Here is a 14,241-nt window from a genome sequence, read left to right on the forward strand (position 1 = left end):
ATGGTTCCCCGCGCCACCCTTACTTCGCGAGTTGATTGGTAGGGGCCGCGGGTAGGGGGGCGAGTTAGGGGTGGCGTAATCGTCCCTTTAGTTTCTATGGTTGCTGCATGTCAATGATCCGATCGGTCGCGGCGCGGTGGTGCAAGTGACGACGGATCAGCTCGTTCTCGATGAGGGCACGGGAGATTATCGAGATCCCGCGCTCCGCCTTTCGCGTCTTTTGGACGTTAATTCAGCGGTGCCGCTTCATGAAAGCGATGACTGCGGCGTGCTCGCGATGAAAGGCCGCATTAGCGGCGTCGACGTACGCGCCTACAGCACCGACGCTCGGGTGATGGGCGGGTCCATGACCGCCCGTGGCTGCCGCCGCATCGTCGACACGATCGACACGGCGGTACGGGAGCGCAGCCCGGTGATCGGCCTGTGGCACTCCGGGGGAGCGCGGCTCGCCGAGGGCGCGGACGCGCTCGACGGTGTCGGCCGGGTCTTCGCCGCGATGATCCGGTCCTCCGGCAAGGTGCCGCAGATCTCCGTGGTCCTCGGCCCGGCGGCCGGCGGCGCGGCGTACGGAGCGGCGCTGACCGACGTCGTGATCATGTCGGACGAGGGCCGCGTGTTCGTCACCGGGCCCGACGTCGTACGCAGCGTCACAGGCGAGGACGTCGACATGACCGGCCTCGGCGGCCCCGACACCCACGCGCGCAGGTCCGGCGTCGTCCACGTCGTGGCCGACTCCGAGGCCGACGCGATCCACCAGGCGCGCCGCACCACCCTGCTCCTGGCCGAGCGCGGCGTCTTCCACCCGAACCGCTGCGAGGCAGGGCCCGACCTGCGAGGGCTGCTCCCCGACTCGGCGCGCCGCGCGTACGACGTGCGGCCGCTGGTGCGCGCGATCCTCGACCCCGACTCCTTCCTCGAACTCCAGGCCCGCTGGGCGCCCAACCTCGTGGTCGGCTTCGGCCGGCTGTGCGGCGGCACCATCGGGGTGATCGCGAACAACCCGTTGCGCAAGGCCGGCTGCCTCGACTCGCTGAGCGCGGAGAAGGCGGCGCGGTTCGTCCGCATGTGCGACGCGTTCGGCGTCCCGATGCTCGTCCTCGTGGACGTGCCCGGCTACCTGCCCGGCGTCGGGCAGGAGTGGGACGGGGTCGTACGCCGCGGAGCCAAGCTGCTGTACGCCTTCGGGGAGTCGGTGGTGCCGAGGATCACCCTCATCACCAGGAAGTCCTACGGAGGCGCGTACATCGCGATGAACTCCCGCGCTCTCGGCGCCACCCGGGTCTTCGCCTGGCCGGAGGCCGAGATCGCGGTGATGGGCGCGGAGGCCGCGGTCGGCATCCTGCACCGCAGGAGCCTGGCCGCCGCCGCCGACGACGCCGATCGGGCGGCGCTGCTCGCCCGCCTGGTCGAGGAACACGAACGCGGCTCCGGGGGCGTCATCCGCGCGCTCGACATCGGGGTCGTCGACGAGGTGATCGTGCCTGCGGACTCGCGCCGCAGACTCGCCGAGGCGTTCGCGGCGGCCGCCGCGGTCCGCGGAAGCCACGGGAACATCCCACTGTGAACCGGACGGAAGAACAATGAGCCAACCCCCGCGTGGCACAAGGTTTCTGTCGCCGACTGTCACATCCACGTTTGGACCGTGCCATCACCGTCCCGCACCTGGGCGGGCGCCACTCGCGAACAGGAGAACTCGGTGAGATACGAGCTGTTGGGACCCCTTCGCGTCGTCGGCGACGAGGGCAAGAGCGCCACCATCGGCGCACAGAAGATCGAGACCCTGCTCGCGGTGCTGCTGATCCGCTCGGATGAGGTGGTCGCCACCGAGCAGCTGATGACGGAGATCTGGGGCGACCGCCTGCCGCGCCGGGCGACCGCCGGCATCCATGTGTACGTCTCCCAGCTCCGCAAGTTCCTGAACCGCTGCGGCAGCTCCGCCAGCCCGGTCGTGACCCGGCCGCCCGGGTACGTCCTGCGCAGCGGGACCGACGAGCTGGACTACCAGTCCTTCCTGCGGCTCGTCGGCTGGGGCCGGGACCACATACGGGACCGCCGGTACGAAGAGGCGAGCGCCTGTTTCGAGAACGCGTTGGAGATGTGGCGCGGCCCGGTGCTCGGCGATCTGTCCTACGGGCCGATCGTGGAGGGATTCGTGACCTGGCTGAGCGAGACGCGCCTCGAGTGCACCGAGATGCTGATCGACGCGCAGCTCGAGCTCGGCCGGCACCGGGAGCTGGTCGGGCGGCTGTACTCCCTCACCGCCGAGCACCCGCTGCGGGAGGCGTTCTCCCGTCAGCTCATGCTCGCGCTCTACCGCTCCGAACGCCAGGCGGACGCGCTCGAGGTCTACCGGTCGGTCCGGCAGACCATCAACGATGAGCTGGGACTGGAGCCCTGCCGGGCGTTGCAGGAGCTCCAGCAGGGAATTCTGACCGCCGACTACGAACTGGAATGGGCGGTCTGACACTTCGTATAGAACGCCGCGTGCGGATCCTTTTCCGTACGCGGCGTCCGACCGTTCATCGTCGCGTCAGGTAATGGCTGCCGTGTGCTTTCTCGAAAAGGCGGGAGTACCCCGGGTGGGACTCGAACCCACACCTGACGGATTTTAAGTCCGTTGCCTCGCTACCAATTGGGCTACCGGGGTGAGAAGACGCACCCTTCCGAAGACGGGTGCGTCACTGGTCACTCACGGCGTCGCGGACCGGGATCCGGCGGGCGAAACACATCGGGCACGCCTCCGACGACGCTGGCGGAGACGTGCCCGATCAGGGGCCCGATGGGCCGCTGGTCACGAACGCCGGGTCACTCGGCGATCTTCGTCCGCAGCGTCCACCGGAAGATCTCTGGCAGGGCGCCGTCCGGGCCTCCGCTCACGCCGCCCTCACCCGAGACGGCGCGCTCGAAGTGCTCGTAGCCGCCGAGATGCTCGATTTTCAGCTTTCCGTCCTGGAACTTCGACCTTTCGACGCTGACCGTTCGCGGTATGGATTCCGGTCCGCCCTCCAACGAAACGTTGATGAGCTCTTCCATGCCGGCACTCCTCCCTCACGTCGCCATCGGAGGCAAAGCGAGTCATCGGCCCGCTCGTTCGAGCTTGACAGTTCCAACCTATTCCGGATAGAGGGGATAGTCAGCCCCTAAGGGGACCTCATCCTAGGGGTCAATTAGGGGCTGATTCACCGCATATATCGTGACCATTTAAATCGCGACGGCCCGCCGCCGACTCGTCCGCTGGTCGTCGGAGTCACAGGGCACGTTCGAGAACGGGGACCACGGTGTGCAGCCAACGGAGCTCCCGGGCCAGATACTCCAGGGAATCGGCGGTCTCGGCCGGGGACAGTGGCCGGGCCGTGACGCGCTCGACGGCGGGCAGGATGCTGCGTTGCAGTGCGGGCAGGATGGCACGGCGGTCCGGCAGGCCGTAGGCGTCGACGAACAGGCGCAGGCGGGCCGGCAGGTCGGGGAGCGGGTCGAATCCGGCCTCCTGCAGGAGCCGGCCGGGCGCCAGGGGTACGAAGTTCCACGCCGCTGCGGCGAGTTCGTCCACCGGGTCAACGGGCCCGGCGCTGTCGAAGTCGATGAACGCCGCGGGCAGGCCCTGGCGATAGACGGTGTTCCAGGGGCCGAGGTCACCGTGGGAGATGATCTGGCCGGGGCGAGGCGGGCAGGGATGGAAGCGGTAGTCGGTGTGCATGGGATGGAACCCGCGTGAGGCCTGGTGGAGTTCGCTGATCAACCGGCCTGCGGCGATCAGTGCTTCATCCCTACGGGCGTGGTCCGGGAGGCGGTGCCCGCGGCCCGGCTGCCAGGCAGGGTCGACGGCCACCTCCCCGTCCAGGTAGGTCAACACCTCCCGATCCTCTTCGACGTCGAGGACGCGGGGCGCACCGGCGAAGTCCACGCTCTCCAGATGACGGAGGTACTCATGCACCGCCGGTGACCAGGACCCCAAGGGCCGCAACACCCGATCGCCACGACGCACGAGGCCTTGCGTCATCCGGCCACCAGGGAGCAACTCCTCGTCGTCACCCCGCACGACGCCAGTATCCGTCACCCGTCCACCCGCCTGGATCCCGATCTCGGGCCGCCGGACTAGGCCACCGTCGTGACCGCGTGGAGGCGGACCGCCAGATCCTCACGTCCCGCGACGTTCAGCTTGCGGTAGACCCGCGTGAGGTGCTGCTCGACCGTGCTGATGGTGATGTAGAGCCGCCGGGCGATCTCGCGGTTGGTGTCCCCGCGGGCGGCGAGCATGGCCACCCGGCGTTCGGCGTCGCTCAGCGGGGCCATGCCCTCCTCGGCGGCCGGGTCCTGGTCCGGCTGAGGGGGAGAGGGTTCCTCGGCGGCGACGATGGTGTCCAGCAGCGACTCCGCCTGGCACTCGCGTGCCGCCTGCGCGGCCAGCCGCAGCGTCGAACGCGCCCAGCTCAGCTGGTTCAGCGCCTGGTAGGCCTGGCTGAGGTCGGCGAGCGAGTGCGCGAGCTCGTACCGGTCGCCGCAGTCGTTCAGGATGTCGACCGACTCCCGCAGCAGCGCGGTACGGCCCTTCAGCTCGCTGGTCGCGGCGAGGAGGCGCAGCGTGATGCCGCGGACCCTGCCCTGGCCGGCGCCCGGGCGCTCCAGCTGGGCCTCGACGAGTTGCCGTGCCCGCGCCTGGTTGCCGATGCGCAGGTGGGCGGCGGCGGCCTCGGACCGCCACGGGATGAACGCGGGCAGGTCCATGTCCCAGGCGACCATCAGCTCGCCACAGGTCTGGAAGTCGTTGAGGGCGGCGCGAAACCGGTTGACCGAGAAGTGGTGCCGGCCCCGCGCGTACAGATAGTGCAGGCCGTAACGGCTCTTCAGCAGCGACTCGGGCGTCGGGGTGCCGAGCGCGAGCTCGGCGTCCTCGGCCTTGCCGAGAGCGCAGCTCGCCTGGATCAGGCTGCCCAGCGGCAGGCCGATGCCGACGCCCCAGGCGGCCGACGACATCTGCTGCAGCGCCTGCCAGGCGTGCCGGTCCGCGCCGGCCAGGTCACCACGCCGCAGCGCGATCTCGGCCCGTACGGCACTGAGCTGGGCCCGCCACGACGGCGCCTCGCGTACGGCGGCCTCTTCGAGGTAGCCGTCGCACCAGGTGGTCGCCTTGTCGAGCTCGTCGGCGTAGATGAGGGCCAGCAGGGACGTGACGATCGGTTCGAGCGCCGAGTCGTCGAGCCGGAGGGACTCCAGGGCCTGTTCGGCCTTGCTGACCCCGTCGCCGCCGGCGTCGCCCGACAGGACCGAGCTCAGCGCGGTGGCGGCGGCCGTCTCGACGGGGGTGGTCAACGACCGGAGCGCCGCGGGCTCGGGCTCCGGCAGGGCGACGTGCGACAGGAGCGGGGGGCACAGGACCTTCAGCCAGTCGCGTACGGAGTGCGGCGGCGCCTCGGTCTCGGCGCGCTCGGCGATGTGCTCCAGCATGGCCATGACCTCGTCGAGGTGGCCGTGCCAGAGCAGCAACCTGATCGCCACGACGACGTAGCGGTCGTTGAGGGTGCCGGCGCGGAGCGCGTCGACGAACCCCGGGAGGTGGCGCAGCGCGCGTGCGGGGTCGATCCGCCACTCCGCCGCGGTCAGCAGCGCCTTGATCGCGGTGCTCTCCGACCCGCCGCAGGTCACCTGGTCGGCCAGCTCGAGGCACTCGACGGCGAGCTCGGGCCGGTCGTCGGTGAGCGCGTGCCGGGCGGCCTCGCGGAGCACGGGCGAGGCCCACGGCTCCGGGACGTCGTCGGCGGCGATGAGGTGGCGGGCGACGACGACGGCCGCGGCCCCCGTGTTGTAGAGGAGGCGTCCTGCGTCCTGGTGCATGTGGGCGCGGTCCTCGGGCGCCAGGCTCGCGAGGACGGCCACCCGGGCGTGCGGGTGACGGAACCGGCCGGCGCCGAGCAGGCCGGCGGACTCCAGGGCGTGGATGGACTCGTTGACCGAGATCGGGTCCATGCCGGTCAGCTCGCCGACCAGCTTCGGTGTCGCGTCCTCGCCGAGGATCGCCAGGCCGTGGGCGACTCTGAGCATCCCCGACTCGTCGCGCTTCAGGCAGCTGAGCACCGCCTGGCGGTACGAGCGGCCGGCGAGCGGCGAGACGGACTGCTTGTCCGGGGCCGGCCCGGCCGGGACCTGGTGGTCGTCGATCAGCGCGCGGAGCAGGAGAGGGTTGCCGCCGCTCGCCTTGTGCCAGGCCGACGCGGACTGCTCGGCGACACGGGAGTCAAGATGCTCCGAAAGGGCCGTGGCCACCCCATACTCGGACAAAGGCGACAATCGGATCCGATGACAGTGCGGAAGCCGGAGGAGTTCGATAAAGGGAGTGGAGCGTTCCAGCCTCGACTCGGTGGACGTGAGGATGACCAGGACGCGAGCCGACCTGATCCGGCGCACGCAGTAGAGAAGGCACTGGAGGGAGAAGATGTCCGCGTCGTGCACGTCGTCGATGCCGATGATCATCGGGCGGTCCTGTGCGACGCCGAGAAGCGCCTCCCGGACCTGCTCCATCGCGGTCACGCGCTCCTGCTCGCCCGCTTCGAGCGCGGGCAGGACCGAGGAGATGTGGCTGGGCTCGCCCACGTCCGCCGGCTTGTCATCCGGTGGCCGGGTGGCGTTCTGGAGGAGCTGGCCGAGCATGCCCAGGGGCAGCGAGCTCTCGGCGAGAGAGCCGCTGGCGCACAGGACAACGGCGCCTTCCTGGATGGCCTGGCTGGCGAACGTGTAGAGAAGCTGGCTCTTGCCGGCGGCCACCGGGCCGCTGACGACGGCGACGGCCCCCTGGCCGAGCTGGCAGGAGCTGAAGAGCTGTGTTAACTGAGAGAGCTGACTGTCGCGCTCTACCAGGCTCATTGGATTAGTCCTCTGAATGGGCTCCGGCGCTGACGGTGCACTGGAGATCCGCCCTTCCCGCACAAGACGGTGTGCTCGACGGCGGCGTGACGAGCCCGCCTCAGGGCTTTCGTTGCGGTGCTGCGAGTAGTGTGCGCGAACAGCGATAGGGCCATTATTCCCTTTGCTCCTGCCAGGCGGGTCGGCGGCGGCACGTGTTGCGTTCTCGCCCTGGCGACATCACCTCTGCGTGTATGCGAGCGACCGCCCAAGAGCTAATTGAACAATCGACTATTTTTTAGCACGGTCCACTAGTTGTCAGTTTGCATCACAACTATGGTCAACGCAAGGAACAGGCGGTATTCGCCCGGATACATAGCGCAGCCGGGTCATTGGTAGATAATCAGACCATAGGACGTCAAAGTACCGGACGATCAGAGTCACATCGGAACAGGTGCCTCAAAACGGCCACAAAGGGCATCATCGCCGACGTCGCAGAATCCACTGTTGTCACCGCTGTGACGTGTGGTACTCGGGGCCGGTGAACGCCCTCGATACGCTGGGTCGTAGGCTTGTCCCGACGACGGGCAGTGGGGTTGCGGCCGGTGAAAAACGATCAATTTGGAAATCGTCCGCGACACTCGCTCATGGAGAGGGTTGGCGCGGTGGCCAGGGGACGTGTTGTGCGGTTCGACGAAGTGCGCGGATACGGCTTCGTCGCACCTGAGGATGGTGGCGAGGACGTATTCGTTCACGTGAACGATCTTCTCGACGATAAATGGGTGTTCTCGCCCGGGGTGAACGTCGAGTTCGAGGTGATGGAGAGCGGGCGGGGCCTGAAGGGCTACGACGTTCGGCTCGTTCCGGGCGCCGCCGCCGGCGGCGGCCCCTCGGGCCCGCCCAGGCCTGCGCCGGCACGGGTGGAGCGGGGGCCTGACGAGGAGGCGACCTGTGAGATCCTCTCCACCGCCGACTTCCGCCAGGAGCTCACCGAGGCGTTCATCCAGGCCGTTCCGGAACTCACCGGGGCACAGATCGTACGTTTGCGTGAACGCGTCATCGCGCTCGCCGCGTCGCATGAGTGGATCGAGGACTGAGTGGCATTATCCGGCCATGTTAATTTGCTCACCCGGCGGCATTGATCCGGCGCCGCCGCCCTGTGTGGAATGGTAAGGCGACTTAACTGAAGCCGCCCTGGCGGGGGTCGGGGTGATCTGCTCTCGCGAGGACGCGCGGCGCCACTCCGCGGGCCGCGGCGGGCTTTCGTGAAAGTTGCTCTGAAAGATGCAAACGGCGAAGGTATAAGTGCGCTCGGAGAGTGCGAGGTCGCGGGAACTTTTTCGTGATTCCGTTTTGTCCGGTTGGGTCGGTCCGCCGGTCACTTCCGGATCGGCCCGTCCCTGTTGTTCTCCCTGGGGATTCGCGGTGAGATGGCCAAGAACGATCGCTTATTTGTTCACTGGCCGAAACGCCCGGCCTCGGGAAGGGTGCTTTGTCGCTGCAGAGGGGGATTGGCCGCGTTGACTCCTCGTCGTCGAGGTGGGTGCGGATTTCCCCTTACACGACGTGAAGAGCGTCACCGGCGGCGTTCAGTGCGCTTGGCAGGCGATGAGAACGTCGCCAGGGAAGGTCACCGGCGTCATCGGCGCGGGTCGGCGTAACGGCGGCCGTCGCCGGCGAGGGGGCGGTGCTGGACGACGCGGGTCTCGCCGGGGCTCCCGGGGGCTGGGGCCCAGCGATCACCCACGTCGCCGCAGTGGGAGGCGTTTCCTGCCTCAGGAACGGCGGCTCGTGGACAGGTCCGTCGCGATGAGGCGGATGACCGCCGCGCTCTGGTCCACGAGGTAGAAGTGGCCGCCCGGGAAGGTCCGCATCTCGAACGAGCCGGTCGTGTGCTCGGCCCAGGCGTTGGCCTCCTCGGCCGTCACCTTGGGGTCGTCGTCGCCGATCAGCGCGTAGATCGGGGAGCTCACCGACTGGCCGGGCGTGTGCTCGTAGGTCTCGACGGCCTTGTAGTCGCTCTTGATCGCCGGGAGGATCATCTCCAGGGTCTCCGGGTCGCCGAGCAGCTCGGAGTCGGTCGCGCTGAGCCGCCGCAGCTCGGCGACGATCCCGGCGTCGCCCTGCCGGTGGACGGCGTCCGGCCGGTATCTCGACGGCGCGCGGCGGCCCGAGACGTACAGCCGCGTCAGCGGGGGAGCGCCGTCCGCCTCGAGGCGCAGGGCCACCTCGTACGCGAGCAGGGCGCCCATGCTGTGGCCGAAGAAGGCCAGCGGCCGGTCCGCGAGCGGGCGTACGACGGGGAAGATCGCGTCGGCCAGGGCCGGCAGGCTGTCGATGTTGGGCTCCGCGCGGCGGTCCTGGCGGCCGGGGTACTGCACGGCCGAGACCTCGACCCCCGGCGACAGCGCCGTGGACACCGGGAAGTAGAAGCTCGCCGACCCCCCGGCGTGGGGGAAGCAGACGAGCTGCACGGTGCCGTTGGGGGCCTGGTGGTAGCGCCGGATCCACGTGTCGGGGGCGGTGGGCAGTGTCGTCATGGTGAAGTGACGTCCTTCCTGTCGGCGCGGCCCTGAAGAACGCTAGTCGGCTTCGCGCCGCCCGGTCAGCCCTTAGTGGCCTCCACGGAGCGGATAAGGGGGTACTAGGGGGTGCACAGGGGTGGGACAGTTGTAACGCGGAGCGACGGTGGTTACGGCTGAGGCGCGGCACGCGCCAACGTGTCCGTTGGCGCATCACGGCCACCTGGAAGATGGGCGTTACCGCTGGCATGGCACCGAAATGGAGGCTGGCCGCGCTGACGATGGACCCCCCGGCAGGCGAAGGTAGGGGTGTAGTCGGAGGAACAAAGCGAGTCGCCGCCCCCCAGGCTCTCCACCGGATGGCCCCCCGGTCATGATCCGACTGACCGCCCCCACGGTCACGTGGTCGTACGGGCCGCGACGGAGTCCCCCACCGTCGCGGCCCGTACGGACGGACGGCCACCCCCCCACCTCTGCGCGTCACCCCGGCCCGTGTGGGCGGGCGGCCGCACCCTGGCCTGTCACCCCTGGCTCGTGTGGGCGGGCGGGCCGTGTCGCGGCGCGATGACCTTCGGTTTGTGCGGGCGGGCAGACCCCGCCCCGGCGCGGCAGCCCCCGGCTTGCTGGCCGCATCGCGGCGCGGGGGCTCGGGCTCGTGTGGGCGGCCAAGCCGCACCCCGGCCCGGCCCGTCACCCCCCGCCCGTACGGGCGGGCAGGCCGCACCCCGGCGCGTCGCCTCCGGTTCGGTGGTTCTATCGTGGCCGGTGTTCCCGAGCTGGAGAAACATGCCTGTGGCGCGCGAGAAGGTTCACGAACCCCGGCTCCGCCGGCTGCCCGGCCCCGAGGCGCTGGGCGAGGCCGCGGCGTCCGACATCGCCGCGGCGCTGATCCGGCGGCTGGAGGCCCGGCCCGAAGTGCGGATGATCTTCGCCTCGGCGCCGAGCCAGGAGGCCACGCTCCGCTCGCTGGCCGGGTGGCCCGGCATCGACTGGAGCCGGGTGACCGCCTTCCACATGGACGAGTATCTCGGGCTGGATCCGGCCGCGCCGCAGCGGTTCGGCACCTGGCTGCGTGAGGTGCTCTTCGACCGTGTTCCGATCGGCAGGGCGCACCTGATCGACCCCGGTGGGGACCCGCTGGTGACCGCCGAGACGTACGCCGGGCTGCTGGCCGCCGCGCCGGTCGACCTGGCCTGCATGGGCATCGGGGTCAACGGGCACCTGGCGTTCAACGACCCGCCCGCCGACCTGCACGACCCCTCCCTGGTCAAGATCGTGGAGCTGGACGATGTCAGCCGCCGGCAGCAGGTGGACGACGGCTGCTTCGCGGACCTGGACGAGGTGCCGCACCGGGCGATCACGCTGACCGTCCCGGCACTGCTGGCGGCCGAGGAGATCTTCTGCATGGTGCCCGGCGCGCGCAAGCGGGCGGCCGTGGACGCCGCGCTGCACGGCCCGATCGACGGGCGGATGCCGGCCAGCGCGCTGCGCACCCACCCCCGTTGCACGATCTACCTCGACGAGGAGTCCGCGCCCGATGCCCTCTGATGGGGCGCGGACGATCACCGGCCGCGACCCGGCGAGCGGACGGACCCTCCGGGTCACGGTCGAGGACGGCCGGATCGCCGCGATCGCCCCGGCACCGGAACCGTCGGACCTCTGGCTCGCGCCCGGCCTGGTCGATCTTCAGGTCAACGGCTTCGGCGGGCACGACGTCAACGCCCCCGACATGGACGAGCAGACCGTCGCGGACCTCGTACGCGCGGTGCGCCGAACCGGGGTCACGACCGTCGTGCCGACCCTGGTCAGCGCGCCCGAGGAGCGGATCGCCGCCGCGCTGGCGATGATCGCCCGGGCCCGCGCCGCGGACCCGCTCGTCGCGCACGCCATCCCGTACGCGCACGTCGAGGGCCCGTTCCTGTCGCCCGAGGACGGGCCGCGCGGCGCCCACGACCCCGGGAGCGTCCGGCCGGCCGACGCCGGCGAGCTGCGCCGGTGGGGCGGCCTGGCCGGCATGATCACCGTCTCGCCGCACGACGGCGCCGCGATCGACCTGATCGCCCAGGCCACCCGGATGGGCGTCCGCTGCGCCGTCGGGCACACGCACGCCACGCCCGAGCAGATCACCCGCGCCGCGGACGCCGGCGCCGTCCTCTCCACCCACCTGGGCAACGCGACGTACGCCACGCTTCCCCGGCACCCCAACCACCTGTGGACCCAGCTCGCCGACGACCGGCTGCAGGCCGGGTTCATCGCCGACGGGCACCACCTGAGCGCCGACCCGTTCCGCGCCATGCTGCGCGCCAAGGGGATCGAGCGCTCCCACCTGGTGTCGGACGCCACGTCGCTGGCCGGGATGCCGCCGGGCCGCTACCGGACGCCGGTCGGCGGAGAGGTGGAGCTGTCCGAGACGGGCCGGCTGTCCCGCGTCGGCACGCCGTTCCTGGCCGGCGCGTCCCGCTCGCTGGCCGACGGGGTGGCGACCGCGATCACCCTGGCCGACCTGACGCTGTCCGACGCGCTGCGCCTGGCGACCGCCAACCCCGGCCGTTTCACCGGCGGCCGGGGGGTGCTCCGGCCGGGCGCGCCCGCCGACCTGATCACCTTCGCCTGGCGGCCGGGTGACATCACGCTGGACGTCCGTACGGTGATCGCCGCGGGCCGGACCGTACGGTGATACTGGGACGTGCCCGACTCCGCCGGAAGGGAGCCCCCTCATGGCCCGTGTTCTCGGTTCTCCGCAGGAGATCCTGGCCCCGGCCGCCGTCGCGGAGTTCGTCCGCTCCGCGCTGGCGGAGGACGACTACACCGGTAAGAAGGTGTGCGTCCTGGTCCCCGACGCCACCCGCAGCTGCCCGCTGCCGGACCTGCTGGACGGCGTGCACGCCGCCCTGCACGGGCGTGCCGCCGAGCTGACGTTCATGGTCGCCCTCGGCACCCACCCGGCGATGAGCGAGGAGCGGCTCGCCGCCCTGCTCGGCCACCCGCCGGGCGAGAGCGGGCGGCGCTATCCGGGTGTGACCGTCCGTAACCACGAGTGGTGGGACCCGGCCATGCTCACCTCGGTCGGGACGATCACGGGGGAGGAGCTCGCGGAGCTTTCCCAGGGGCGGCTGACCGACCCGGTCGAGGTGAGGATCAACCGCGCCGTCGTGGAAAGCGACGTCACGCTCGTCGTCGGGCCGGTCTTCCCGCACGAGGTCGTGGGCTTCTCCGGCGGCAACAAGTACCTCTTCCCCGGGGTCTCCGGCCAGGAGGTCATCGACGTCTCGCACTGGCTCGGCGCGCTGATCACCAGCGCCGAGATCATCGGCACCCGCGGCGTCACGCCCGTACGCGCGCTGATCAACCGAGCCGCCGCCAAGGTGCCGAGCGAGCTGCGCTGCTTCGGCCTCGTGGTCGAGTCCGGCACCACGAACCTGCACGCGATCACGTACGGCGGCACCGAGGACGCCTGGGCGGCCGCCGCCGACGTCGCGGCCCAGGTCGACGTGAAGTACCTCTCGGCGCCGGTCCAGCGGGTGCTGTCCCTCGTGTCGCGGCGCTACGACGAGATCTGGACCGCGGCCAAGGGCATGTACAAGGTGGAGCCGGTCGTCGCCGACGGCGGCCAGGTCGTGCTGTACGCCCCGCACGTCACGGAGGTCAGCCGTACGCACGGCGAGGCGATCGGGGCCGTCGGCTACCACTGCCGTGACTACTTCGTGAAGCAGTGGGACCGCTTCGAGAAGATGCCGTGGGGCGTGCTGGCCCACTCCACGCACCTGCGCGGCGGGGGCACGTACGACCCGGCCGAGGGCGAGCACTGCCGGATCGAGGTCACCCTTGCCACCGGCATCGACGCCGAGACCACGCGCGGCCTGTCGCTGTCCTACCTCGACCCGGCCTCGATCGACATCGAGGAGTGGGCGCGCGACCCCGGCACGCTCGTCGTGCACGACGCCGGGGAGATCCTCTACCGCCTCTCCGGCTCAGCCGGTGTGACGGGGCATGCGTGACCGGACGGCGCCGTACTCGATCAGGATGTCGATGAAGGCCGCTATGTGGGGTACCTCGGCCGTGCTGGTGAACGCCACGATCTCGCGGTGCACCGGCGGATCCGGGGTCAGCTGAACCCCGTGGAAATCGGCCTCGATCATGTTTCTCGGCACCAGCGCCGGACCGAGCCCGGCGGCGGCCAGCTGGACGGCCGTCGAGGTGTGGTGCGTGTGCACCGCGGGCCGGGCGATGAACCCGGCCACTGAGCAGGCCTGGGCGACGACCGCCGCGAGCCCGTTGTCGGGCGCGTAGAGCACCCACGGGCGTTCCGCGAGCTCGCTCAGCCGGATCGTACGACGGCCGTCGGCCGCCACCGGGTCGTCGGCGGCCAGCACCACGACGAGATCCTCCCGGCCCAGCACGCACACGGGCCCGTCCCAGTGCAGCGGCGCGGCGCTGACCGCGACGTCGGCTCCGCCGAAATTCATCAGGTTGGCCAGGTCGCCGCTGTTGCCGAACTCCAGCAGCTCGACGTGGGCGTCGGAGTAGAGCCGTCGCCACGCCAGGACGGCCGGCGGGATGATGCCGAGCGCGACGGAGTAGAGCGTGGCGATCCGCAGCCCGATCCGGTCCAGGTCCCCGCGGGGCCGCCCGACGTGCTGGGCCTCCCCGGCGCTGTGCAGGGCCGCGACCGCGTGCGGCAGGTACGCTCGGCCCATCGGCGTCAGCCGTACGGCGTCCGGGAGGCGTTCGAGCAGCGGATGCCCGACGGTGCGCTCCAGCGCGCGGATCTGGTGTGACAGCGCGGGCTGGGAGACGGAGAGCCGCTGTGCCGCCCGGGTGAACGAACCCTCCTCGACGACGGCCAGCAGATACTCCATCTGCCGGAAGCTCATGACGGAAG

General features: G+C 70.5%; 11 protein-coding genes and 1 tRNA gene. 6 read left to right on the top strand and 6 right to left on the bottom strand.

Going from position 1 to position 14,241, the window contains the following annotated elements; translation table 11 throughout:
- Positions 1-145: 145 nt before the first annotated feature.
- Both QWU11_RS35490 and QWU11_RS35495 read left to right on the top strand, forming a co-directional pair.
- Positions 146-1,564, top strand: coding sequence for a carboxyl transferase domain-containing protein (locus QWU11_RS35490; protein ID WP_354670927.1), 1,419 nt, complete (start codon positions 146-148; stop codon positions 1,562-1,564).
- Positions 1,565-1,696: 132 nt separating this feature from the next.
- Positions 1,697-2,464: an AfsR/SARP family transcriptional regulator gene (locus tag QWU11_RS35495; protein ID WP_290118884.1), complete on the top strand. Its 768-nt coding sequence runs from the start codon at positions 1,697-1,699 to the stop codon at positions 2,462-2,464.
- Positions 2,465-2,571: 107 nt separating this feature from the next.
- Here QWU11_RS35495 and QWU11_RS35500 read toward each other — a convergent pair.
- The 4 genes from QWU11_RS35500 to QWU11_RS35515 all read right to left on the bottom strand — a co-directional run bounded on the left by QWU11_RS35500 (position 2,572) and on the right by QWU11_RS35515 (position 6,858).
- A tRNA-Leu gene (locus QWU11_RS35500) sits at positions 2,572-2,647 on the bottom strand.
- A 158-nt stretch (positions 2,648-2,805) separates the two neighbouring features.
- The gene (locus tag QWU11_RS35505; RefSeq protein ID WP_290118885.1) at positions 2,806-3,033 is read right to left on the bottom strand and encodes a DUF5988 family protein; all 228 of its coding nucleotides are present in this window, start codon (positions 3,031-3,033) and stop codon (positions 2,806-2,808) included.
- Positions 3,034-3,247: 214 nt separating this feature from the next.
- Positions 3,248-3,934: a phosphotransferase gene (locus tag QWU11_RS35510; RefSeq protein WP_290118886.1), complete on the bottom strand. Its 687-nt coding sequence runs from the start codon at positions 3,932-3,934 to the stop codon at positions 3,248-3,250.
- Between the two features lie 161 nt (positions 3,935-4,095).
- Entirely contained in the window at positions 4,096-6,858 is a 2,763-nt protein-coding gene (locus QWU11_RS35515; RefSeq protein ID WP_290118887.1) for a LuxR family transcriptional regulator, read from the bottom strand.
- 662 nt (positions 6,859-7,520) lie between these two features.
- Here QWU11_RS35515 and QWU11_RS35520 point away from each other — a divergent pair.
- A complete protein-coding gene (locus QWU11_RS35520) occupies positions 7,521-7,934 on the top strand; it encodes a cold shock domain-containing protein (RefSeq protein ID WP_290118888.1) in 414 nt (137 codons plus the stop codon).
- A gap of 678 nt (positions 7,935-8,612) precedes the next feature.
- Here QWU11_RS35520 and QWU11_RS35525 read toward each other — a convergent pair.
- Positions 8,613-9,377, bottom strand: coding sequence for an alpha/beta fold hydrolase (locus tag QWU11_RS35525; protein WP_290118889.1), 765 nt, complete (start codon positions 9,375-9,377; stop codon positions 8,613-8,615).
- Between the two features lie 768 nt (positions 9,378-10,145).
- Between QWU11_RS35525 and QWU11_RS35530 the strand changes: the two genes are divergently transcribed.
- The 3 genes from QWU11_RS35530 to QWU11_RS35540 are packed head-to-tail and all read left to right on the top strand — an operon-like array spanning position 10,146 to position 13,357.
- Positions 10,146-10,907 (top strand): glucosamine-6-phosphate deaminase, encoded by a 762-nt coding sequence (locus tag QWU11_RS35530; RefSeq protein ID WP_290118890.1) that lies wholly within the window; start codon positions 10,146-10,148, stop codon positions 10,905-10,907.
- Positions 10,897-12,036: an amidohydrolase family protein gene (locus tag QWU11_RS35535; RefSeq protein ID WP_290118891.1), complete on the top strand. Its 1,140-nt coding sequence runs from the start codon at positions 10,897-10,899 to the stop codon at positions 12,034-12,036. The genes QWU11_RS35530 and QWU11_RS35535 overlap by 11 nt, the downstream gene beginning before the upstream one ends.
- Positions 12,037-12,076: 40 nt before the next feature.
- The gene (locus QWU11_RS35540; protein WP_290118892.1) at positions 12,077-13,357 is read left to right on the top strand and encodes a lactate racemase domain-containing protein; all 1,281 of its coding nucleotides are present in this window, start codon (positions 12,077-12,079) and stop codon (positions 13,355-13,357) included.
- On the opposite strand, the gene QWU11_RS35545 is transcribed toward QWU11_RS35540, so the two are convergent.
- Positions 13,331-14,233: a LysR family transcriptional regulator gene (locus QWU11_RS35545; RefSeq protein WP_290118893.1), complete on the bottom strand. Its 903-nt coding sequence runs from the start codon at positions 14,231-14,233 to the stop codon at positions 13,331-13,333. The two genes, QWU11_RS35540 and QWU11_RS35545, sit on opposite strands and share 27 nt — an antisense overlap.
- Between the last annotated feature and the right edge of the window lie 8 nt (positions 14,234-14,241).

The sequence above is a fragment of the Actinomadura sp. DC4 genome, from assembly GCF_030406325.1.
GTDB lineage: Bacteria > Actinomycetota > Actinomycetes > Streptosporangiales > Streptosporangiaceae > Actinoallomurus.

Coding starts and splice junctions, on each gene's coding strand:
- QWU11_RS35535 (WP_290118891.1), top strand. CDS start 10,897: ATGCCCTCTGATGGGGCGCGGACGATCACCGGCCGCGACCCGGCGAGC.
- QWU11_RS35545 (WP_290118893.1), bottom strand. CDS start 14,233: ATGAGCTTCCGGCAGATGGAGTATCTGCTGGCCGTCGTCGAGGAGGGT.
- QWU11_RS35505 (WP_290118885.1), bottom strand. CDS start 3,033: ATGGAAGAGCTCATCAACGTTTCGTTGGAGGGCGGACCGGAATCCATA.
- QWU11_RS35530 (WP_290118890.1), top strand. CDS start 10,146: ATGCCTGTGGCGCGCGAGAAGGTTCACGAACCCCGGCTCCGCCGGCTG.
- QWU11_RS35540 (WP_290118892.1), top strand. CDS start 12,077: ATGGCCCGTGTTCTCGGTTCTCCGCAGGAGATCCTGGCCCCGGCCGCC.
- QWU11_RS35525 (WP_290118889.1), bottom strand. CDS start 9,377: ATGACGACACTGCCCACCGCCCCCGACACGTGGATCCGGCGCTACCAC.
- QWU11_RS35515 (WP_290118887.1), bottom strand. CDS start 6,858: ATGAGCCTGGTAGAGCGCGACAGTCAGCTCTCTCAGTTAACACAGCTC.